Genomic DNA, 22,138 nt, shown 5'->3' with positions numbered 1-22,138 from the left:
CTAACATGCGCACCATTCAGTTGTGCACAACTTAATTGTGTGCTTGAGTTGGTTCCGGGCAGCCGAGGCTGCCCCGTACGGAGCCGCACCGGGCCCCGTACGGACGGACACGAGAGGAACCGATCCCATGGACGCGCTCTACACCGCAGTGGCGACCGCCAACGGCCGCGAGGGTCGCACCGTCAGCTCCGACGGTCAGCTGGACCTGCCGCTCGCCTTCCCGGCGGCCCTCGGGGGCAACGGCCAGGGCACCAACCCTGAGCAGCTCTTCGCCGCCGGGTACGCGGCCTGCTTCGCCAGCGCGATGGGCTCCGTCGCCCGTCAGCTGAAGCTCGACGTCAAGGACGTCTCGGTGACGGCCGAGGTCGGCATAGGCAAGGACCCCGCCGACGGCGGCTTCGGCATCGGCGTGGTCATGCGCGTCGAGCTCCCCGACCACCTCGAGGGCGAGACCGGCGAGAAGCTCGTCGAGCTCACCCACGCGGCCTGCCCGTACTCGAAGGCGACCCGCGGCAACATCCCGTTCGAGATCGTCATCGAGTAGGGACCGGCACCGGGTCAGGCGCGCTTGGCCAGAAGGCCGCGGTACCAGGCCAGGGTGGCGTCGAGCGTCTCGGCCATCGACGGCGGCCGGGTGCGGAACGCGGCCTCGAAGGCGCCCGAGTCCACGATCTGCGGCTCGGTGTGCTGGTAGAACATCTCGGCGTACGCGTCCATGAAGACCTGGTCGAACGGCCCGAAGGGGCGGGGTTCGTCGAGCGTGACGATCTTCAGAGGGCGCCCGACGCGCTCCTCGATCATGTGCAGCACCGCGCGGGTGGTGAGCGCGGGCGCGGTGGGAAGGTGCCATACGCGGCCGTCGCCGTGCGGGCTCTCGCCCAGGGTGGCGAGCCCGGCGGCCACCGAGCGGATGTCGGTGTAGCTGTGCCGCAGGTCGATGTCGCCCAGGGTCAGCACTTCGGAGCCGGTCAGGGCCCCGGGGAAGACGGCCGCGCCGAGCGTCGAGTTGAGGACGCCGGGGCCGACGAAGTCGGCGGACCGGCCGAGGACGACCGACGTGCGCGCCTCGCGATGTGCGGCCAGGTACCTCTCGTCGAGCTCCGCCCGCATCCGGCCCTTGAGGGCGGTGGCGCGCCACGGGGTGTCCTCGGTCATGACCTCGCCGTGGGTCTCGCCGTACGGGTACAGCGTGTCCAGCACGACCAGGCGCGCGCCCGCCGCCTCCACCGCGCCGAGCACGGCCCGCTGGATGCGCGGCATGACCTCGATCTGGAGGTGGTAGGCCACGTTGACGCAGTGGTAGACGACCCCGGCGCCTCGGACGGCCGCCGCCGCTCCCTCGGCCGTCGCGACGTCGCCCCGCATCCGGTCGACTCCGGCTATCTCAGGGCCCGTTCCGGACCGGTCGACGAGCCGCACCGGGTGGCCGCGGCGTGCGAGCTCGGTGGCGACGGCCGTTCCCGCCGGGCCCGAGCCGAGGACCACGTGGAGGTTGCTCTCGGTGTGCGACATGTCGAATCCCCTCATCGGCCGGGCATGCCGAGGCCGCCCGGCGTGTTATGTGCAGTGCCGTTAGTTAGAGACTCTAACGCGAGCGTGTGCTCATGCAATAACGAGGGTTGTTGAAGGGGCTGTTCTCGGGGATTCGGGCCGGCCGCTGCATCACGGCAGCCCAGCGCCTCGGGCCGCCTCTCTTCGCGGCCTTTCCCGGGGGCGGGGGCGCGGGGCCGAACCGGACCGCGAGCGTAAGGCGGCCCGGCTCCCACGGGGCGCCCCGGGTCGCCGGGCCTCCTGCGCCCCGGACTTCACGCGCGGAGCAACGCCCGGCGCCGAGCGTTTACGCGGCCGGCGCGCCGGGCGGTGTCGGTGCCGCGTTCTCGGTAGCCGCGGCGAGCCGGGCGGAGAGCGGGGCGGCGATGTCCTCCAGGGACCTGCCCTCGGCGTCGACCGCGAGGAACGCGGCCACCACTCCGGCCGCCGTCATCAGCGCGGCGCCGATGCTGAAGGCGATGACGGCGTCGCCGACCACTCCGCTGGACGTCAGCGCGGAGAAGACCAGCGGCCCCGAGATGCCGCCCGCGGCCGTACCGATGGCGTAGAAGAACGCGATCGCCATCGCGCGGGTCTCCATCGGGAAGATCTCGCTCACGGTGAGGTACGCGGAACTGGCGCCCGCCGACGCGAAGAACAGCACCACACACCAACACGCCGTCATCGTGGCCGCGTTGAGCCACGCCTGGGCGAAGAGCCACGCCGTCACGAAGAGCAGCAGCCCCGACAGCACATAGGTCCCGGCGATCATGCGGCGCCGTCCGACCGTGTCGAAGAGCTTGCCCAGCGTCAGGGGTCCCAGGAAGTTGCCGAAGGCGATCACGGCGAAGAAATAGCCGGTGGTGCCGCTCGACACGGCGAAGAACTTCACCAGGATCGAGCTGAAGCCGAAGGTGATCGCGTTGTAGAGGAAGGCCTGTCCGATGAACAGGGCGAAGCCGAGCACCGCGCGCTTGGGGTAGGCGTGGAACAGCGTGCGCGCGATCTCGAGGAAGCCCACGCTCTCGCGCTGCTCGATGGTGATCGACCGTCCCGGGGGCGGCAGGGGCTCGCCGGTCTGCTCCTCGACCTGCCGCTCCACGTCGTCGAGCAGCTGCTCCGCACCTTCCTCGCGGCCGTGGATGAACATCCACCGCGGGCTCTCCGGAACGTGCCGCCGCACCAGCAGGATGACCAGACCGAGCACGACGCCCAGGGCGAAGGTGAGCCGCCAGCCGATGTTCTTCGGCAGGAGGTCGGTGTTGAGTGCGAGCACGGAGAGCAGCGCCCCGCCCATCGCGCCGAGCCAGTAGCTGCCGTTGATGATGAGGTCCACCCGGCCGCGGTACTTGCTCGGGATCAGCTCGTCGATGGCGGAGTTGATGGCCGCGTACTCGCCGCCGATGCCGAAGCCCGTCAGGAAACGGAACAGGAAGAACCACCACGCGGAGAACGACAGCGCGGTCATCGCGGTGGCCGCGAGGTACACGGCGAGGGTGACCAGGAACAGCTTCTTGCGCCCGAACCGGTCGGTCAGCCACCCGAAGAACAGCGCCCCCGAGCAGGCCCCCGCCACATACAGGGCCGCGCCCAGGCCGGTGACCTGGGCGTCGGTGATCGCGAGCCCGCTGCCGTGCTCCGAGAGCCGGCTCGCGATGTTCCCGACGACCGTGACCTCCAGCCCGTCCAGGATCCACACGGTGCCGAGGCCGATCACGATCATCCAGTGCCAGCGCGACCAGGGCAGCCGGTCCAGTCTCGACGGCACCGCCGTCGTGATGGTTCGCGGGCCCGGCCCGGTGTCCTGTGCCGCACTGCTCATGAGCTGCCTCCTGCCGCCGCCACCGCACCTGCCGGACGCGAGTACCCGGCGGTCACCGGACATATTCCCCGCAATCACCCGCTCGCCGTCGGACCTGAGTCCGTGCGGCGCGCCCGGGGGCGCTCAGGCCGTGGGCAGGTAATCGGGGTCGGCCGTCAATTCCAGCGGCGCGAAGTCGTGTTGGGCCCAGATCCTGCGGGAGGTCTCCTGCGGGTACGGCACGGTGCTCGGCTCGGTGTCGTACACCCGGGTCAGCCGCTCGCCGGTGCGGTAGCGGGCCCAGCCCGGGTCGCCGTGCGCCGCGAAGTCGGTCCATGCCCGGCCCATGGCGTCCGACACGGCCCGGGCCTCGGCCGGGGGTTCCTCGCCGAACAGGAGCGTGGCGATTCCGCCGTGCAGGGTGGCGAACACCAGGGGCACGTCCAGACCGTGGCAGGCCCCCAGCGCGCCGCCCAACCCGGGCGCGGGCCAGGCGAGTTCATAGGCGTACGTGGTGCCGCCGCCCATCGCGTGCGCCTCGGCCAGCCGGAGGCTCGGCATCCGGAACAGCCAGTCGGACATGACGAGGTCCCGCATCGTGGTCGGGTCGGCCTGCGGGTGGGCGGCCCGGTAGGCGGCCGCGCCGTCGGGGCCGGGAGCGAACCGGGCCAGGGTGGTGTCGGCCTCCTCCCGGGTGACCTTCCCGTAGCGGCCCGCCACGACCGTGAACAGCCGGGCCTCGTCGCGGGTGTGCCCCGTGATGAGTTCTGGGTCGCGGCCCCGGCCCGAGCGGAGGGCCTCCCACGGCGTACACGGCAGGACCTCGCCGTCGACCACCGGCGCGAACGGCAGATGGGCATGGGAGATCAGCCCCCAACGCGCCCCGTACTGGGTGATCTTGCCGAGCACCGCGTCCGCCGCGTCCCGCAGGGCCAGGGGTGCGACGGGGGCCAGCGCCTCCAGGGTGGCCGGCAGGCCGAGCTCGGCGGCCACGCTCGCACCGACGTCCGCGGCCAGCGCCGCGCTGAAGAACGTGCCCGGAACGCTCTGGGCCACGGCGCGGTGGAACAGTCCGGCGGCCCTCGGCATCGCGAGCAGCGCGGCGATCGCCCCCGCCCCGGCGGATTCGCCGAAGACGGTCACCCGGTCGGGGTCGCCGCCGAACCCCGCGATGTTGTCCCGCACCCACTCCAGGGCGGCGACCTGGTCGAGCAGCGCCCGGTTGGGCACCGCGCCCTCGAAATGGCCGTAGCCCTCGGCGCCCACCCGGTGGTTGAACGTGACGACGACCGTTCCCCGGCGGGCCAGTGCCGTGCCGTCGTAGGTGGGTCCGTCCGAGGACCCGACCAGGTAGGCCCCGCCGTAGATCCACACCAGGACCGGAAGCCGGGCCGCACCGGCCGGATCGGGGGTCCACACATTGACCGTGAGCCACTCCTGCGAGGCCCCCGCGTTCTCGGGGCCGGCGCTGAATCCCAGGGCCAGCGACTGCGGGGGAGTGGGGCCGAACGCGAGCGCCTCGCGGACACCGTCCCACGGCCGGGCGGGCACGGGCGGGGCCAGGTGGAGGGGGCCGACCGGCGGCTCGGCGAACGGGACGCCGCGGAAGACGGCCATGCCGTCCGCCATGCGGCCGCGGACGGTTCCGGACGTCGTGCGGACCTCGGGGGCGAGCGTGGGTTCGGTCATGCGATGTCCCTTCTCGGCAGCGTGTCTCCACGATACGGAGCCGGGAAGGGGACGCCCGGTCGGGGGCGTCGTGCTGCGCCGCGGCCTCAACTCCCCAGCGGGACAGGATGGTTGCAGACGGGCGCGGACCGGTGGCGGGCGGTTCGACGGCCGCCCGCCGCGGCCGGGCTAGGGCACCTCGCGCAGGTAGAGCGCGCCGCAGGTGTGACAGAAGGGGTGGGCACGGTCCGTACCCCAGGCCTCGTCGGGCAGTTCCTCCGCGTTCTGTGCCAAGTCGCGTCCGCACATGGCCCGTTCCTCGTCGCCGCGGACCATGTGCCACTCCTTGAGGATGTCGCCGTCGGGAAGTCTTTCGGCAACGATGCGATGGCGCACTGGTGACTCCTCATCCGTGTCGGGCCGCGCCCGGCCGCCCGGCCGCGGACGCCGGGTACGCCCCGGCGATTCGACACTGTCACCGGTACCACGCCGACGCATGCGGAACACCTGCCGAAGGTGAGAGCGTGCCGCTCCGCGCTCAGTGCCCGGCGTCCAGGAGCGTCTCGGCCATGGAGCGGGCCCGGTGGGCCGGGGCCGGGCCGCGGTCGAGGGCCGCGACGGCCGTGGCGCCCTCGACGAGGATCATCAGCTGGTCCCCGAGCGCGGGGGAGCCTTCGGCGGTGGCCAGCCCGGTCAGGATCCGCAGGAGCTCCGCCCTGTGGCGGCGGGCGACGTCGTTCACCGCCGCCGGGGTCTCGCCCAGCTCGCCGAGGGCGTTGAGGAAGGCGCAGCCCCGGAAGGCGGGCTCGGCGAACCACTCGGCCAGCCAGTCGAAGACCGCGAGCACCCGCTCGCGCGGCTGGGCGGGCGCGGCCTCCACATGACGCCGCAGCCCGGCCGTCCAGCGCTGGTCGTGGCGGTCGAGATAGGCGGCGACGAGCGCCTCCTTCGCGGGGAAGAGCCGGTAGAGACGCTTCAGCGGTACCCGGGACTCGGCGCGGATGCGGTCCATCCCGACCGCCTGCACCCCGTACGTGTAGAAGAGCGCGTCCGCCGCGTCGAGCAGCCGGGCCCGTGCCTCGCCGTCGTCCATCACGCCACCTGTCTGACTCATGACGCCATTATTACTTGCGCGGAGAACGGGCGTTCTCTACGGTACGGAACCGGATGGAGAACGTTCGTTCTCCCCCTTCGCCGATCCGATCGGAGCCGCCGTGACCGCCGACGTACGCCCGCCCCTGCCCCCGTTCACCGAGGAGAGCGCCCGCGCCAAGGTGCAGGCCGCCGAGGACGCCTGGAACGCGCGGGACCCCGAGCGGGTCGCCCTCGCCTATACCGAGGACTCGCAGTGGCGCAACCGTGACCGGTTCCTGACCGGCCGCGCGGAGATCCGTGCCTTCCTCGCCGAGAAGTGGCGGCGCGAGCTGGACTACCGGCTCCGCAAGGAGCTGTGGTCGTACACCGGCAACCGCATCTCGGTGCGGTTCGTGTACGAGTGCCGCGACGCGCAGGACCAGTGGTGGCGCAGCCATGGCAACGAGCAGTGGGAGTTCGACGACGCCGGGCTGATGCGCCGCCGCGAGGCCAGTATCAACGACGTGCCCATCGACGAGGCGGACCGCCGGCTGCGCTGACCCCGCGGCTACGCCCAGTCGATGCCCAGCCGGGCCAGGGCGGTGCGCTGGCTGTGACTGAGCCCGGCGCGGCGGCTCTTGAGGTTCGAGTACCAGATGCCCAGCTTCACGACGGTGCCGTCAGGCAGGGTCTCCTCGTGCCCCCGGGGGATGGTGGTGCGCGCCTCGCGCTGGACGTACTGGGCCAGGGCCGAGACGCCGCGGGTGAACGCCGCCGACGCCTTGCCGGTGGCCCCGGCCCCCGGCTGCGCGGCGGGCGGCGTTGCGGGCTTCACGCCGAGCGCCGCGAGCCGCTCCCGCTGGGCGGCGGACAGGGCGCGCCAGTCCTGGCGCTGCCGCTCGACCCAGCGCCCGAGGTCGTCCCCGTCGAAGGTCACCCCGGGATGGATGTCGGGCAGCACCCCGTCGGCGGCCACGAGGTCGCGCAGCACCGCGTACTGCCGCTGCCAGTCCAGCGGCCAGGGGCAGTTCCAGTCCGGGTCGATCGCCGCGAGCTGGGCCGCACGGCGCTCGGCCCGCTCGGGGTCCTTGCCGAGGCCGCCCGTCCTGCGCAGGTTCGCCAGGTGCTGCCCGACGGGTTCGTCCAGCCAGACCGCGTCCTGCCGGGGCGCCAGATGGTGGTGGGTCCGGTGGAAGGCGCGGAACGCGGCGAGCTTGCCCTCCCACGCCTCGTCGCCCGGCTCCCACACCATCCCCGCCTCGTCGAGCTGGATCTTGCGGTGCTCGTCGAGTTCACCGGTCCGAAAGGCGTGCCGCTGCTGCGCCACCCACCGGCCGAGCGGGAACACGGCGACGCCCAGGGCGACTTCGGTGTCGTACGGGACGGACACGAGCCCGGTGTGGTGATGCTCGCGCCGCCAGCGGCGCAGCGCGCCCAGGCCTTCGAGCCACACCAGGGACTCGGGGCGGTAGACCCGGGTACGCAGGAAGGCGGCGATGGTCGCCGGGTCGCGCGGGGTCGAGAAGCGCAGCAGCGGGTTCTCGTCGTCCGCGCCGGATTCGATGATCCGTCCCCGGCTGTCGCGGCGCAGATGGGGAGGGCGGCCGCTGTCGGCCCCGCGCGTCAGCGCGTGCGAGGCGAGCTGTTCGACGAGCCGCTCGTCGTGCGAGCGCAGCCCCTGCAGAACGGCCACCAGCGGCGCGTAACTGGCGGAGGCGATCATGTCGTCCGGGTCCTCGTCCGGGGTGAGGAAGACCGGCACGAGGATCCGGGCGGTCTTCGTGGTGCCGTCCGGGTTGGGGCGCAGCGCCCGGCCGATGTTCTGGACGATCTCCACCTGGGACCCGCGGGTGTCGGCGAAGCAGATGGCCTCGACGCCTCGGGCGCCGACGATGTCCACGCCCTCGCCGAGCACCCGGACACTCGCCAGGAAGGCGCGGCTCACCGGTCGCCCGCGGGCGTCGACGCCGTCCGCGAACTGCCGCAGCGCCTCGCGCCGTTCGGACACCAGATGGTCTCCGCACAGCCACTGCGCCCACACCCGGTCCGCCGGGACGTGCCGGTCCGGTTCGAGTCCGTACGGCCGGGCCGCTGAGGGCGGCAGCTTCGCGGCCCGCCGCCGCGCCCGGCCGCTGACGTCGTTCGCGTACAGCTCGGCGGCCGTCGCGGGCAGCCGGTCCGCGAAGGCCCGGGCCTCCTCGACCCGGTGGTGGAACGTCATCACGGTGTGCAGGTCGTGCGCCGCCGCGTGTTCGAGCAGCGCGGTCTGGAGCAGCGCGAGGCGCCGCCCGCGCAGCACCTCCTCGGACGCCCTGGCACGGGGCGGCGAGGGATCGCGGATCTCCAGCACGTCGATCTCGAACCCGGCCAGGATGCCGCGCTCGACGGCCTCGCCGAGACCGAGCTGGACGATCTGCCGGCCGTAGGTGGCCGAGTCCTCCGTCATGCTCGCGATCTCCAGCTCCCGGCCGTCCCTGCCGCGCGGGGCCCGGGGAGCCGCGAGGATGCGGGGCGTGGCCGTCAGATAGAGCCGCCGCGCGGCCGGGACGCGCGCCTGGTCGTGGACGGCCGCCCACGGGCGGCCGGTGTCGCCCGCGGTGCGATGGGCCTCGTCGATCACGGCGAGGTCGAAGGGGTCCAGCCGCTGCCCGTACATCAACTCCCCGCCGCGCAGGGCCGTTTCGAGGGGTCCGGGCACCTTGTCCACGCCGGGCAGGGCTTCTTCCCCGGGGTCGTCCCGCTCCACCAGCGAGGCGTAGGTGGCGAGCACGACGGCGGAGCCCCGCCCGGCCCACAGCGCCAGCTGGATGGGGTTGGTGGTGCATCGGACGCCGAGCCCGTCCAGGACCTCGTCGGTCTCCAGGGAGCACACCGCGACCATGGGGGAGCGGTGGCCGACCTCCCGCCAGGCCCGGGCGGTCTGCACCAGCAGGTCGAGGGTGGGCACGAGCACCAGGATCCGGCCGCGCGGGAACATCTCCAGCGCGGCCGATGCGGCGGTGTAGGTCTTGCCGCTGCCGGTCGCCGAGACGACGGTGGCCCGTGCCCCGCCCTCGGGCACGCCGGCGCGGGCGGGGAAGCCGAACTCGGCGAGGATCCGCGCCTTCGCGTCCACCTGGTGCTCACGGAGCCTGATCACGCATGCCCACCGTTCCTCGTTCCTCGTCGCCGCCTCCGGCCGCCCGGAGAAGGAAAACACTAAGCCTGCCCGAGGTCGGCCACGGTGGCCGAGAGCGGCTCATCCGTGCGGTGCACCGCACGGCGGCGAGATCGTTCCCCGGGACGATCTGCCGGGGCCGGGCGCCTTGCGAAGGTGGAGCCCCGTTCACCCGTCCGAAGGGAACGCTCATGTCCTCCACCCGCCCGGATCGCCGCCGCACGCGCGTCGCCGCGACCACCGCCGCACTCGCGGCGGCTCTGCTGGCGACCGTCGTCCCGGCCGGCGCCGCGGCCCCCGCCCCCACCGCGGGTTCGGCCCCGGGCACCGCCGTGAGCGCGCCCGGCCTGGACCGCGGGGCGCTCGGCGCGTCGCTGGAGGCGATCCACGCGGCGGGCATGTACGGAGTGAACGCGACGGTCAGGGACGGCGGGCAGGAGTGGCTGGGCGCCGCCGGTGTCGCCGACGTGGACACCGGCCGCCCCATGCGGCCGGGGCTCCAGCACCGCGTCGGCAGCGTCACCAAGGCGTTCACGGCGGTCGCCGTCCTCCAGTAGGTCGCCAAGGGCCGCGTCGAACTCGACGCCCCCATCGGGCGCTACCTGCCCGAGACCGTCCCCGGGGAGCGCGGCCGGCAGATCACCGTGCGGATGCTGCTCAACCACACCAGCGGCATCGGCGACTACGTCCTGGGTGCCTTTCCCTCGCTGGCGCGGAAGTCCACCCAGAGCCTGGACGACAACCGCTTCCGCCATTTCCGCCCCGAGGAACTGGCCCGCCTGGGCGTCGAGGGCCCGGCCACGGGCAAGCCCGGCGAGAAGTGGTCGTACTCCAACACCAACTACGTCATCGCCGGGATGCTGCTGAGCAAGGTCACCGGCGAGGACCCCGAGGCGTACATCACCCGCAACGTGATCCGGAAGGCGGGCCTGCGCGAGACGTACTTCCCGCGCGCACCCCACATCGCCGGGCCGCACCCCAGGATGTACGAGTCGTTCTACGGGCTGATCGACCCGCCGCGCGACTACAGCGTGTACGACATGTCGTGGGGCGGGACCGCCGGGGCGCTGGTGTCCACCCCCTCCGACCTCGCCGACTTCTACCGCAAGCTGCTGCGCGGTCAGCTCCTCGCTCCCGCTCAGCTCCACGAGATGCGGACGACGGTGCCGGTTCCCGGCGAGAACGGGCAGGTCGCCATGCGCTACGGGCTCGGCGTGTACAGCGTCGACCTGCCCTGCGGGCGGTTCTGGGGACATGACGGAGCCGTGTTCGGGGCCGGCACGGACGTCCTGTCGAGCGAGGGCGGCAAGCGCCAGATGGCGATCGCCTACAACTTGATGAAGTACCAGAAGATCGGCCCGGACGGGAAGCTGGAGCCGAGCCCGATCGATGCGGCGTTCGGCGGGTTCTACAGCCAGGCGCTGTGCGGGACGGGGCCGGGGAGCAAGCCGGACAAGCCCGCCGTCCCCCTCGTGCCGCGGGATCTCGACCCGATGACGGCCGCGCTCCGCTGACACGGTGCCGTCGCCCCTCCGGCATCCGGCCGGCTGCCCAACAGGGCGATTCGGCTGGGCGGTTGGCAGTGGCCTGATCCGTACCGGCCGTGTTCCCAAGCGCCGTCGCCGTCTCCATGCTCGGGCGGGGAAGCGGCGACGGAGCGCGAGGGGACGGACAGGCGATGACCGATGCTCGGCGGACCGGTTCGGATGCGGGCGGCATGGCGAGCCCGGGGACCAGCCCCGCGGCGGGGCTGGAACCGTTCGACGACGTCTACGACCGGCCGGACCCGCGGGCCTACTTCCAGGCCCTCGGCCCGCTCGAATACCGCACCCCCGGCCATGCCCAGCAGATCTTCCGGCGATTGCGGGCCGCGCTGGGCACGGCGGGTCCGGCCGACCTGACGGTGCTCGACCTGTGCTGCTCGTACGGCATCAACGCGGCCCTGCTCAACCACGACGTGACGCTGGAGGAGCTGTACGCCCGCTACACCTCGCCCGCGGCCGTCTCGATGAGTACGGACGAACTGGCCGCGTGGGACCGCGAGTTCTTCGCCTCTCGGCGCCGTCGTGACCGGGTCCGCGTGATCGGCCTCGACATCGCCGCGCGGGCCGTCGCCTACGGGCTGCGGACGGGGCTGCTCGCGGAGGGCTTCGCCGAGAACCTGGAGACCGCCCCGCCCAGCCCGGCCCTGCGCCGCGCGGTACGCCGGACCCGGCTCATCACGGTGACCGGCGGCGCGAGTTTCCTGTCGCATCGCACCTTCCGTCCGCTGCTGACCGCGGCACGCGGGCCCGTGTGGGTCGCCGCATTCGTCCTGCGCACCACCTCGTACGCGGAGATCGCGGGCTGTCTCGCCGGATTCGGCCTCGCCACGGAACGGGCGCTGCCCACCTTCCCGCAGCGACGCTTCACCGGAGCCCGCGAACAGCGGTACGCCGTCGACACGGTGACGGCGTCCGGTCAGGACCCGCGGGGCAAGGAGTGCGACGGCTACTTCCACGCCGCGCTGCATCTGTCCCGCCCCACCAGCGACGTGGTGACGACTCCGCTCGACACCCTGGTGGTGGCGGGGTGAGCGGCGGGGCGGACATGCCGCTGCCGCCCCGTGCGGCACGGGGCGGCAGCGGCGCGCGGGATCAGCTGCCGGAGGGGGCGTTGGCCGCGGTCACGTTGACGGCGGCCCAGGCCTTGTCCACCGTCTTGTACTCGGTGCTGGTCGCGCCGTAGAGGTCGGCGGCGGCGCTCAGCGTGGCGGTGCGGGCGTCGTGGAAGTCGGTCGTGGAGACCATGTACCGGGTGAGCGCCCGGTAGAAGATCGCCGTCGCCTTGTCCCGGCCGATGCCGGCCACCGTCGAACCGTCGTAGGTGGGGGAGTCGTAGGCCACCGCGTTGATGGTCTTCTTGCCGCTGCCCTCGGCCAGCAGGTAGTAGGCGTGCGAGGAGACGCCGGAACCCGCGTGGACCTCGGTGTCGTAGGACGCCGACGACCAGTAGTCGACGGTGCCTTCGAGCTTGTCGAGCGAGGGGTGGTCGAGGCGGCGCAGGAACTTCTGCTGGAGTCCGAGCTTCTCGCCCAGCAGGTAATTGGGCGGGTTGTTCGGGTTGTTGGTGGCGAACTCGACGTTGCTGCCGAAGATGTCGGCGAGCGACTCGTTGAGCGCGCCGGGCTCGCCGAACTGGTTGTCGTTGGCGTCGACGCGGGTCGGCTGGAGGTTCGCCGTCGCGTCCACGACACCGTGGGTGAGCTCGTGGCCGGTGACGTCGAGGACGACGAGGGGCTGGGCGAAGGTCTGCCCGTCACCGTCGCCGTACAGCATGCAGCCGCAGTCGGACGACCAGAAGGCGTTGCCGACCTTGCTGCCGAAGTGGACCAGGGCGTGCGCGCCGGCTCCGTCGTTCTTGATGCCGTTGCGGCCCAGCGTCTTCTTGTAGAAGTCGAGGGTGCTGGTGATGCCGTACTGCGCGTCGACGGCGGCGGTGGAGCGGTCGCTCGCCCTGCCGGTGCCCCAGCGGTTGGTGGTGCTGGTGAACGCCTTGCCGCCGGCGAACTGCGCCAGTTCCTTGTTGCCCGCGTCACGGGTCTCGGTCTGGCCGCGGCTGGGGTCCTTGAGCGTGAAGGCGCTCTTGGCGGTCTGCGTGGTGGTCAGCGACACGCTGCCGACGAACAGGGAGGAGCCCGTGCCGGTCGCCTGCGCGGGGAACCCGGTGGCGGCGGAGGACGCGAGAGGGGCGGGTGCGGCCGTCCCGAGCGCGGGGCTGAGCTTCTGGCCGCTCTTGCGGAGCTTCTCCCGGAGGCTGGGCGACAGGAACGAATCGCTGGCGGGGGTGTTGCTGAGGACGGCGCCGGTGGCCGCGTCGAGGATCACGGTACGGCTGCCGGACTCGGCGGTGGCGCTGTCCTTCACCTGGATTTGGTAGGCCAGTGCCGAGCGCCCGGCGCGGGCGTCGACCACGAGCTGGGCGGCGCCGGCGGTGCCCTTGGCGGTGGCGGCGGCCTTGGCCTGGGCCTGTCCGGCCGTCAGTCTGGCGCCGGTGGACGGCAGGTCGACCTGGTGGCGCAGCGCGCGGGTCACACCGGTGTAGGCGGATCTCTTGTCGAGGTGGATGACCAGATCGCCGCCGAGGACCGGCAGTCCGCGGTGCGAGCGGACGAAGCGGACGTGCTGCTTGCCGTCCGGGTCCACCAGGACGTCGCTGGCCTGAAGTGTGTCGTCCCTGCCGACACCGGTGGCCGAGGCGTGTGCGAGGGCCGCGGTGCGGGCCGCGTCCACGACCGGCTGGAAAGCGGCGCTCGCGGCGGGGGCGGTGGCCCCCGGGGTGGCGGGTGCGGCGACGGCCGTGGCCCCGCCTCCCGCGCTGATGGTGACGGCCGTGGTGACGGCCAGGGCTATCGCCAGGCTGCGTATGTGGGGCGTACGCACAGTGGGGGGTCCTTAGAGGTGCGGGGGCGGTCGGCTCAACAACCACCCGTACGCACGGTGCTGTTGTGCACCGCGGGGACCATGTGGTCCCGGCCGAAACCCTGCTATGTCTGCCATGGACATGTAAAGGGGCAAGATCGAGTTTGGCGCTGCCGGAACTCAGATTTAACAATTGCCCCGGACTTCGATGGCCGGAAGGTGTCCAACTCCCCACTCACCGGCGGAGACGCCGGATCGCGCCGGGAGGTTGCCCCGTCCGCGCGACCCCGCGACCGGAGCCGGACGAATCGCCTGCGCGAGGCGAACCAACCCGGCTCGTACGCCTGTTGCGGACCGGAACCGGACGAAGTTCATCCTTTTCCGTCGTACGCCCCCTCCGTCACGGAAAGGTGGGTCCCGTGCCAACGGACGACGAGACGGCCGACGGATTCGCAGCGGAGCTGCGGCGCCTGAGAGGCCTGCGCAAGGTGTCACTGACCGGACTGGCCCGCTCGATCCACTACAGCAAGGGCTACCTCAGCAAGATCGAGAACGGCAGCAAGCCGCCCACCCTCGACGTCGCCCGCCGCTGCGACGAGGCACTCGACGCGCGGGGCACGCTCCTGCGCCTCGTGCCCAAACCGGCCGCCCTGCCTCCATCGCGCACCGCCCCCGGCGCCCCGGCCGACGCGGGGGTGTGCCCCTACCGGGGACTCGCCGCCTACGGACCGCAGGACGCCGCGTGGTTCTACGGCCGCGAGAGCGCCACGGCCGAACTGGCGGGGCGGCTCGCCGAGCGGATGGGCCGCGGCCCGCTCGCCGTGGTCGCCCCCTCGGGCGCCGGAAAGTCGTCGCTGCTCCAGGCCGGGCTGCTGCCCGCGCTCCGCCGCGGCGCGCTGCCCGTCCCCGGCTCCGACCACTGGCCGGTCGTCGTGTGCACCCCGACCGCCCATCCGCTGAAGGAACTCCTGCGCTGCGCGGCGGACGTGCTCGGCGCGGCGGGCGCGGAGATCACCCCCGAGGTACTGGCCGAGCGCCCGGGCGCGCTGCTCGACGCATCGGCGGTGCCCGGCCGCGAACCCGGCCTGGTGCTGGTGGTCGACCAGTTCGAGGAGGCGTTCACCCTCTGCGAGAGCGACCGCGAGCGCCGCGACTTCGTCGCCGTGCTCCACGCCCTGGCCACTGCCCGGGACAGCGACGGCGCGACGGCCCGCGCCGCCGTCGTGGTGGGCCTGCGGGCGGACTTCTGCGGCCGCTGCCTCGACCACCCCCACCTCGTGGAGGTCTTCACCCACGGCCTGTACGCGCTCGGCCCCATGTCCGCCACCCAACTGCGCCAGGCGATCACCGGACCGGCCGAACGAGCCGGGCTCAGCCTCGAACCAGGCCTGGTGGAACTGCTGTTGCGGGACCTGGGCACCGACTCGGCGGCCTCCGTGGGCTCGCTGCCCCTGCTCGCCCACGCCCTCCTCGTCACCTGGCAGCAGCGCACCAGCCGCACCCTGACCGTGGCCGGATACGAGACGACGGGCGGCATCCACGGCGCGGTCGCCCGCACCGCCGAAGCCGTCCACGCCCGCCTCGACCCCGCCGAACAGCTGATGACCCGTCAACTCTTGGTCCGCCTCGTGCACGTCGCGGACGACACCGCCCAGACCCGCAGACCCGTCGAACGCGCGTCACTGATACGGCAGTTGACCGACCCGGAGGCCGGGACCCGCGCCCTCGACGCCTTCGTGCGCGCCCGCCTGCTCACCGCGGGCAGCGAGACGGTGGAGATCACCCACGAGGCGCTCCTGCACGCCTGGCCCCGGCTGCGCGGATGGATCGACGCGGACCGGGCCGCCCTCGTGATGCGCCAGGAGGTCTTCGACGCCGCGACCCAGTGGGTACGGTCCGGCCGCGATCCGAGCTTGCTCTACCGGGGCACCCGGCTGGCCGCCGTGCGCGACCGCTCGCACCAGACCGCGGGGCGCGCTCAACTCGGGCCGGTGGAGAGAGAGTTCCTCGACGCCTGCGAGGCGGAGGAAGAACGCGGGGCGCGCGCGGCGCGGCGCCAGACCCGGATCCGCCGTACCCTGCTCGTCACCCTCGCCGGGCTGCTCGCGGTCGCGGTGACCGCCGGGGTCCTCGCCTTCCAGCAGAGCCGGCGCGCCCTGGACCAGAGCCGCACCGCCCGGTCGCAGGCCCTGGCCGTGCGGTCCGGCGCGCTCGCCGCCGGGCAGCCGGAGGCCTCCATGCTGCTCGCCGCCGACGCCTACCGCACCGACCGCACACCCCAGGCGCGCGGCGCCCTGCTCAGCACCCAGGCGCAGTACTTCGACGGGAGGCTGCGCGGCCACACCGGCCCCGTCAACTCCGTGGCGTTCAGCCCCGACGGGACCTCCCTCGCGACGGCGAGTTCGGACGCGAGCGTGCGGCTGTGGGACACCGCGACCCGCCAGGTGACCGCCACCCTGACCGGGCACACCGGGGCCGTCACCTCGGTCGCCTACTCCGCGGACGGTACACGCCTGGCGACCACCGGCGAGGACGGCACCGTACGGCTCTGGGACGCGGCCGGCCACCGCATGACCGCGACGCTGCCCGGACACCAAGGGGCCGTGCGCTCCGTGGCGTTCAGCCCCGACGGGCACACCCTGGCCTCCGGCGGCACGGACCGCACCGTACGCCTGTGGAACCTGCCCGACGGCACCCCGGGCGCCGTCCTCACCGGGCACACCGACGCCGTGATGGCCGTCGCCTTCAGTCCCGACGGGCACAGCGTGGCATCGGCCTCGGCCGATCGCACGGTACGGCTCTGGGACGTGACGGGCGGTCACCCACCCCAGACCCTCACCGGACACAGCGACCAGGTGCTCGGCGTGGCGTTCAGCCCCGACGGCCACACCCTGGCCTCCGGCGGCGCCGACCGCACCGTACGCCTGTGGGACCTGCCCGACGGGACGTCGCGCGGCGTGCTGACCGGGCACAGCGACGACGTGAACGCCGTGGCCTTCACCCGGGCCGGGGACACCGTCATCAGCGCCAGCGGGGACGGCACCGTCAAGCTGTGGGACGCGGTGAACCACCGGGTGGTGGCCACCCTGTCCGGCCACACCGACTACGTCCTGGCGGTCGCCGCCGGACCCGACGAGCGCCTGGCCACCGCCGGATTCGACCAGTCCGTGGTGCTGTGGGACCCGGGCCGTGCGGCGCTCACCGCGCGGCCGTTCACCGAAGCGTGGCAGTCGGCGCTCTCCCCCGACGGCCGCCTGCTGGCCTCCGCGGAGGCGGACCGCACCGTCCGCCTCTGGGACATGGGCCGCCACCGCCTGCGCGCCACCCTCACCGGCCACGACGGCTCGGTGTTCGCCGTGGCGTTCTCACCCGACGGCCGCCTCCTCGCCTCCGCGGGCGCCGACCGCACGGTCAGACTCTGGGACGTGGCCTCGGGCCGGCTCGAAGCGACCCTGACGGGCCACGTCGGCTCCGTGTTCGCCCTCGCCTTCTCGCCCGACGGCCACCTGCTCGCCTCGGCGAGCGCCGACCGCACCGCGACGCTGTGGGACGTCGCCACCCAAAAGCCCCACGCCACGCTGCACGGCCACGAGGACTTCGTGAACGCCGTCGCCTTCAGCCCGGACGGCCGCACCCTGGCCACCGGCAGTGACGACCTGACGGTGCGTCTGTGGGACGTGAACGACCCCGGCCACGGCCCGCGTTCCCTGCTTCACGGACACACCGGCTCGGTGCGCGCGGTCGCCTTCGCCCCCGACGGCAAGACCCTCGCCAGCGGCGCCAACGACGGCACCGTACGCCTGTGGGACGTGGCGCACCGCGCGGCGGCCGGGGTGCTCGCCGGGCACAGCGGCTCGGTGCGCGCGGTCGCCTTCAGCCCCGACGGCGCGACCCTCGCCAGCAGCGGCAGCGACCAGAGCGTACGGCTGTGGGACCCCGTGCGCGCCGAACAGACCGCGGCCCTGAGCGGCCACACCGGAGCCGTCTGGGGCGTCACCTTCGACCCCGCTCTGCCCGGCACCCTGGTGAGCAGCAGCAACGACGGGACCGTGCGGATCTGGAACACGGACGTGCCGCGCCAACAGGCGCAGGTGTGCCGCCTGTTGGGCGACACCGGGCCGGATCGCTGGGCCCGTCTGCTGCCCGACGTGCCCTACCGGCCCCTGTGCCCGCCACCCGACTGACCCCGGTCAGGGGCCGTTTCCCCGGGTGTTTCCCGTTTCCCGTCGGCACGGGAGACGGCCGACTCCTCGACAGCGCGCCCTGCCGCGGCCCAGTCTCGAACCACCGCGGCGGGTGGTCCGGATCAGCACGGGACCACACCGCGGACCGCCGGGAACCGTCCCGGCACCCGTACGACACGTACGACGAAACGGGGAAACAGATCATGCGCCACACCCTTGCCAGAGCCCGGCGTGCCGTCGCCGCGGCGGGCGTCGTGGCGGTCTGCGCGATCGTGCCGACCGCCCAACCCTCCTCGGCCGCACCCGCTTCGACGGCGCGGGCGCCGAGCACCGCGACGGCCGCCGGCGGCTGCGACGTGCTCGCGCCCGGCGCCTTGGCCACCGCCGAGGCAGCGGTCCGGGCGGCCTGCTCCCAGCTCGGCGTCTGGTACACGTGGGGCGGCGGGCACGGGCCCCAACCCGGCGCCACCTACGGGCAGGTGGACCCCACCGACCCGGCCAGCGACCACGACCCCGAACGGCTCGGATTCGACTGCTCGGGCCTGGTCAGGTACGCCTACGCCCAGGCGAGCGGGCAGGACATCCTGGCCGGCACCGCCAACAGCCAGTACCACTCCTCGCACGTCACCGCCCGCTTCGGCGCGGGCCAGGGCACCGGGCCGCTGCTGCCCGGCGACCTGATGGCCTGGGGCGGCGACAACTCCATCCACCACATCGCCGTCTACCTCGGCGCGGGCAAGATGGTCGAGGCCCGCCAGTCCGGCACCCATGTGATGGTCAGCGACGTGCGGCTCGGCGGGGACTACAACGGCGCGGTCCGCATCGGCGGCGGCCCCGGACCGAGCGGCACCTTCTCCACCTGGGGCACCGACGTGTGGACGCATGCCCAGCCGTCCACGACGAGCGCCCGGGTCAACAAGTTCGCGGGTCCGACCCGCGTGCGGATCAGCTGCCAGAAGCACGCCCAACTCGTCGAGGCCGACGGCTACCGCAACGACGCCTGGTCCTACCTGCCCGATTACAAGGCCTGGCTCACCAACATCTACATCCAGGGAGCCGCTTGGCTCGACGGCGTCCCCACCTGCGCCTGACCAGCCCGCGCCCACCCCATCGCACCCCTTCCCGAGGAGTTCGCAGTGAACGTACGCAAGAAGATCGCCCTGTTCCTCTCCGCCACCGCGCTGACGGCCGGCCTCACCGCGGCCGGGCTGCCCGCCGCCGTCGCCGCGCCCGCCAAGGCGGCCAAGCCCGCCGCCGAGTGCGGGGTCCGCTCGGACGGCCGGCTGTACTGCGGCAACCGGGCCGGCGCGAAGGGCTACGCCGACCGCTCCTACCGTTCGGCGACCCGCGGCACGCTGGTCGGCACCTTCAGCTGGTTCCAGTGCTGGGGTCACGGCGACCCGCACCCGGGCGGCAACGACATCTGGTACTGGACCCAGCTCGACAACGGCGCCTGGGGCAACGTCCCGGCCGTCGACGTGAACACCGGCCAGGACCCCGCCCCCGGTCTGCGCGAGTGCTGATCGAAGCACCGCGCTGAAGCACCGGGCCGCCCGTCGAATCCCCCGACCGGCGGCCCGGCCAGTCGTTCAACCGGCCTTCCCCGCGAGGGAGTTGAGCGCCCGCCCGCCACGCCTCCAGGACTGGGTGCCGGAGCCACTCAACCAGGACGCCGCGGACGGGGGTTGAGGACCGGGAAGCCTTCCCGTCCCCCGAGCCCGGGACGGCCGGTCACGGGAAGAGCGGCGTGTCCCGGCTCCCGGACCCCTGCGCCGTCGCGAACAGCGAGCCGAGCCCGGCGTCGAAGCGCGCGGTGTAGGAGACGTCGTCCATGAACCCGCCGCCGTGCTCCGCGCCGCCCAGCACACCGACCACGGTGGCCTCGCCGTCCGGCCCGGAGATCATCCAGGGGCTGCCGGACACCCCGGTCGAGAACCCCGCGCACCGGGCCTGCCGGAAGTCGCTGTAGGCGGGCTGCGCGTCCACCGTGCAGGTGTGCTGGCCCGGCCGGTCGTGCGGATAGCCGACGAGCGTGACCCCGGCGAGCTGGGGGGAGAGCAGCTCCGGGTGCGCGGGGACCCGGAGCGCGGACCCGACCGCCTCCTGCACACTCCTGCCGCCGACCCGGGCCACCCGCACGAAGGCCCAGTCGTACGGCCAGTGCTCGGCGCCCCTGCGGGCCTCGGCGAAGCGGGGATCGGGCAGGGCCGCGAGGACCGGCCACTCGCCCCGCGGGGTCAGCCCGTCGTGGTAGCCGGGGGCGAACGTGGCTCCGTCCAGCGGAAGGCAGTGGGCGGCCGTCACCAGCAGATCGCCGTGGCGGCTGTCCACCACGGCCGCCGTGCAGGACTGCTTGCCGCCGGCCCGCAGGAAGACCCCCACCGCTGGATACGAGCACGCCGACGACAGATCGTGCGGGTCGGGGCGGCGCTGCTCCGCCGCGCACGCGGCCGACCGCAGCGGGCGGAGGCGGTGGTAGTCCGCGCCGTCGATCCTGGCGCTGTCGGCGGCGCCGTCCAGGTAGTGCGCGGCGCTCGCCCCCGGCGGACCGGCCGCCACCGGCCGGGCGGAGGCGGCCGCGGCCGGCGCGGTCGACGCCTCGTCGTCCCGGCCGGGGCAGACGGCCAGCACGCAGGTGAGCACCGTGATCACAGCCGCTCCCACAACGAGGCCGAAAGCGGCACGGTGCCGGGGACCGCCGTGCGCATTTCTTCTCATAAGCACTCTGGCGAGGCTAGGGCCCGGGCCCGGTGCGGAGCCGCGTCGACACGACCGGCAACCGGACTGAAAATCACGCCGCGGTCCGGCACCCGCCCCCGCGGCCTGCGAGCCGGGCGGGGCTGAGGGAAGCTGGGAGGGCGGGCCGTCGGCCCCGCCCTCGGAGGCCGGGCGCGCAGGAGGTGTGCATGGACCCGGTGACGGCGTTGCGGCGGATCGCCTTCCTGCTCGAACGCGGCAGGGGCGAGACCTACCGCGTCCAGGCCTTCCGGAACGCCGCGGCCGCGATCAAGGAGATGCCCCCGGAGGATCTCGCGGCGCGCTCAGCGGTGACCGGCGAGCTGGAATCGATCAAGGGGATCGGCCCGAAGACCGCGCAGGTGGTCCGCGAGGCACTCGCCGGCGGGGTCCCCGGCTACCTCCAGCGACTTGAGGACGACCTCGCGGCCGCCGCCCCGCTCGCCGTCGGCGGCGACACCCTGCGGGCCGCGCTGCGCGGCGACTGCCATCTGCACTCCGACTGGTCGGACGGCGGCAGCACGATCGACGACATGGGCGCCACGGCGGCCGAGCTCGGCCACGAGTGGGCCGTCCTCACCGACCACTCGCCCCGCCTGACCGTCGCCAACGGGCTGAGCGCCGAGCGGCTGCGCAGCCAGCTGCGCGTGGTGGCCGACCTCAACAAGCGCTGGGCGCCGTTCAGGCTGCTCACCGGAATCGAGTGCGACATCCTCGACGACGGCTCCCTCGACCAGGAGGACGAGCTGCTCGACCAGCTCGATGTCGTGGTCGTCTCCGTGCACTCCAAGCTCCGCATGGACGCCGCCGCCATGACCCGGCGCATGATCGCCGCGGTACGGAACCCGCTGGCGGACGTTCTGGGGCACTGCACCGGACGGCTGGTCACCGGCCGGGGGCGACCCGAGTCCGAGTTCGACGCGGACGCGGTGTTCGCCGCCTGCGCCGAGAGCGGTACCGCCGTGGAGATCAACAGCCGCCCCGAGCGGCTCGACCCACCGCGTCGGCTGCTGACCCGGGCCGTGGAGGCGGGGGTCCTGTTCGCCATCGACACCGACGCCCACGCCCCCGGCCAGCTCGACTGGCAGCTCTACGGCTGCGCCCGGGCCGAGGAGTGCGGGGTCCCCGCCGAGCGCGTCATCACCACGTGGCACGTCGAAGACCTGCTGCACTGGACCCGCACCCGCGCGACCCCGGCCGGTGTGGCCGGTCCGGCCCGCGCCTCCTAGGAATCCGCCGCAACCCGCTCGACGCGGCAGCGCTCCGGTCCGCCCGGGTCCGGACGTGGCCACCCCGCCCGGCGGAGCGCACACGCGAGAGCCGGGGCGGTCACCCACTTCTGGGTGTCCGCCCCGGCCCCTGTGCCGTCCAGGTCAGATGTCGGAGGCGCCGGCCTCACGCATCTCACGCTCGGCGCGCTCCTGCGCGTCCTGGCCCCGGCGGGACGGGTCGAGGTCGTCGGGGGACTGACCCCGGCCCTTCGACGCCTGCGCCTTGGCCCGCTCGGCGGCCTGGCGTGCCTTGTCCTGGAACTTCTCGGCCTTGCCCATGGAGATTCACTCCTGTACGTGGGGGGGATCGAACACCT

The 22,138-nt window shown here is 73.4% G+C and carries 16 protein-coding genes and 1 pseudogene; 8 read left to right on the top strand and 9 right to left on the bottom strand.

The genetic code is table 11. The features are described from left to right. Positions 1-127: 127 nt before the first annotated feature. Complete coding sequence (locus DT019_RS01865; protein WP_114034769.1) at positions 128-544, top strand: organic hydroperoxide resistance protein; 417 nt, start codon at positions 128-130, stop codon at positions 542-544. Between the two features lie 14 nt (positions 545-558). Here DT019_RS01865 and DT019_RS01860 read toward each other — a convergent pair whose 3' ends face one another. The 5 genes from DT019_RS01860 to DT019_RS01840 form a co-directional block, all read right to left on the bottom strand. After that, complete coding sequence (locus tag DT019_RS01860; protein ID WP_114034768.1) at positions 559-1,512, bottom strand: NAD-dependent epimerase/dehydratase family protein; 954 nt, start codon at positions 1,510-1,512, stop codon at positions 559-561. Positions 1,513-1,837: 325 nt separating this feature from the next. Next, a complete protein-coding gene (locus DT019_RS01855) occupies positions 1,838-3,352 on the bottom strand; it encodes an MFS transporter (RefSeq protein WP_114034767.1) in 1,515 nt (504 codons plus the stop codon). 123 nt (positions 3,353-3,475) lie between these two features. Continuing rightward, positions 3,476-5,020 (bottom strand): carboxylesterase/lipase family protein, encoded by a 1,545-nt coding sequence (locus tag DT019_RS01850; RefSeq protein WP_114034766.1) that lies wholly within the window; start codon positions 5,018-5,020, stop codon positions 3,476-3,478. A gap of 168 nt (positions 5,021-5,188) precedes the next feature. Then, positions 5,189-5,395, bottom strand: coding sequence for a hypothetical protein (locus DT019_RS01845; protein WP_114034765.1), 207 nt, complete (start codon positions 5,393-5,395; stop codon positions 5,189-5,191). Positions 5,396-5,537: 142 nt separating this feature from the next. Beyond that, a complete protein-coding gene (locus DT019_RS01840; protein WP_223279262.1) occupies positions 5,538-6,113 on the bottom strand; it encodes a TetR/AcrR family transcriptional regulator in 576 nt (191 codons plus the stop codon). A 100-nt stretch (positions 6,114-6,213) separates the two neighbouring features. Here DT019_RS01840 and DT019_RS01835 point away from each other — a divergent pair, with 100 nt between their 5' ends. After that, the gene (locus DT019_RS01835) at positions 6,214-6,633 is read left to right on the top strand and encodes a nuclear transport factor 2 family protein (RefSeq protein ID WP_223279261.1); all 420 of its coding nucleotides are present in this window, start codon (positions 6,214-6,216) and stop codon (positions 6,631-6,633) included. Positions 6,634-6,641: 8 nt separating this feature from the next. On the opposite strand, the gene DT019_RS01830 is transcribed toward DT019_RS01835, so the two are convergent. Beyond that, on the bottom strand, positions 6,642-9,212 hold the full coding sequence (locus DT019_RS01830; RefSeq protein WP_114034762.1) for a DEAD/DEAH box helicase: 2,571 nt from the start codon (positions 9,210-9,212) through the stop codon (positions 6,642-6,644). A gap of 209 nt (positions 9,213-9,421) precedes the next feature. Here DT019_RS01830 and DT019_RS01825 point away from each other — a divergent pair. Both DT019_RS01825 and DT019_RS01820 read left to right on the top strand, forming a co-directional pair. Continuing rightward, positions 9,422-10,744 (top strand): annotated as a pseudogene (locus DT019_RS01825) (serine hydrolase domain-containing protein). A gap of 164 nt (positions 10,745-10,908) precedes the next feature. After that, positions 10,909-11,805: a hypothetical protein gene (locus tag DT019_RS01820; protein WP_317617718.1), complete on the top strand. Its 897-nt coding sequence runs from the start codon at positions 10,909-10,911 to the stop codon at positions 11,803-11,805. 61 nt (positions 11,806-11,866) lie between these two features. On the opposite strand, the gene DT019_RS01815 is transcribed toward DT019_RS01820, so the two are convergent. Beyond that, a complete protein-coding gene (locus tag DT019_RS01815; RefSeq protein WP_114034760.1) occupies positions 11,867-13,651 on the bottom strand; it encodes a M4 family metallopeptidase in 1,785 nt (594 codons plus the stop codon). A gap of 398 nt (positions 13,652-14,049) precedes the next feature. On the opposite strand from DT019_RS01815, the gene DT019_RS01810 reads away from it, so the two are divergent. From DT019_RS01810 to DT019_RS01800, 3 genes are all read left to right on the top strand, one after another. Continuing rightward, entirely contained in the window at positions 14,050-17,814 is a 3,765-nt protein-coding gene (locus tag DT019_RS01810) for a helix-turn-helix domain-containing protein (RefSeq protein WP_223279260.1), read from the top strand. A gap of 203 nt (positions 17,815-18,017) precedes the next feature. Continuing rightward, complete coding sequence (locus DT019_RS01805; protein ID WP_114034758.1) at positions 18,018-18,905, top strand: C40 family peptidase; 888 nt, start codon at positions 18,018-18,020, stop codon at positions 18,903-18,905. 45 nt (positions 18,906-18,950) lie between these two features. Further along, complete coding sequence (locus tag DT019_RS01800) at positions 18,951-19,337, top strand: hypothetical protein (protein WP_114034757.1); 387 nt, start codon at positions 18,951-18,953, stop codon at positions 19,335-19,337. A 208-nt stretch (positions 19,338-19,545) separates the two neighbouring features. Here DT019_RS01800 and DT019_RS01795 read toward each other — a convergent pair whose 3' ends face one another. Further along, entirely contained in the window at positions 19,546-20,466 is a 921-nt protein-coding gene (locus DT019_RS01795) for a trypsin-like serine peptidase (RefSeq protein ID WP_114034756.1), read from the bottom strand. A 254-nt stretch (positions 20,467-20,720) separates the two neighbouring features. Between DT019_RS01795 and DT019_RS01790 the strand changes: the two genes are divergently transcribed. Further along, positions 20,721-21,779 carry a PHP domain-containing protein gene (locus tag DT019_RS01790; RefSeq protein WP_114034755.1) on the top strand — a complete coding sequence of 353 codons (1,059 nt, stop codon included), beginning with the start codon at positions 20,721-20,723 and terminating at the stop codon, positions 21,777-21,779. 144 nt (positions 21,780-21,923) lie between these two features. Here the strand turns inward: DT019_RS01790 and DT019_RS39310 are convergent, their stop codons facing one another. Further along, a complete protein-coding gene (locus DT019_RS39310; protein WP_189389038.1) occupies positions 21,924-22,100 on the bottom strand; it encodes a hypothetical protein in 177 nt (58 codons plus the stop codon). Positions 22,101-22,138: the final 38 nt, after the last annotated feature.

Origin of the sequence: Streptomyces sp. SDr-06, assembly GCF_003324565.1 — a bacterium.
Classification (GTDB): Bacteria; Actinomycetota; Actinomycetes; order Streptomycetales; family Streptomycetaceae; genus Streptomyces.
Note: the sequence above shows the minus strand (reverse complement) of the source record. Positions and strands in the feature narration are given on the sequence as shown.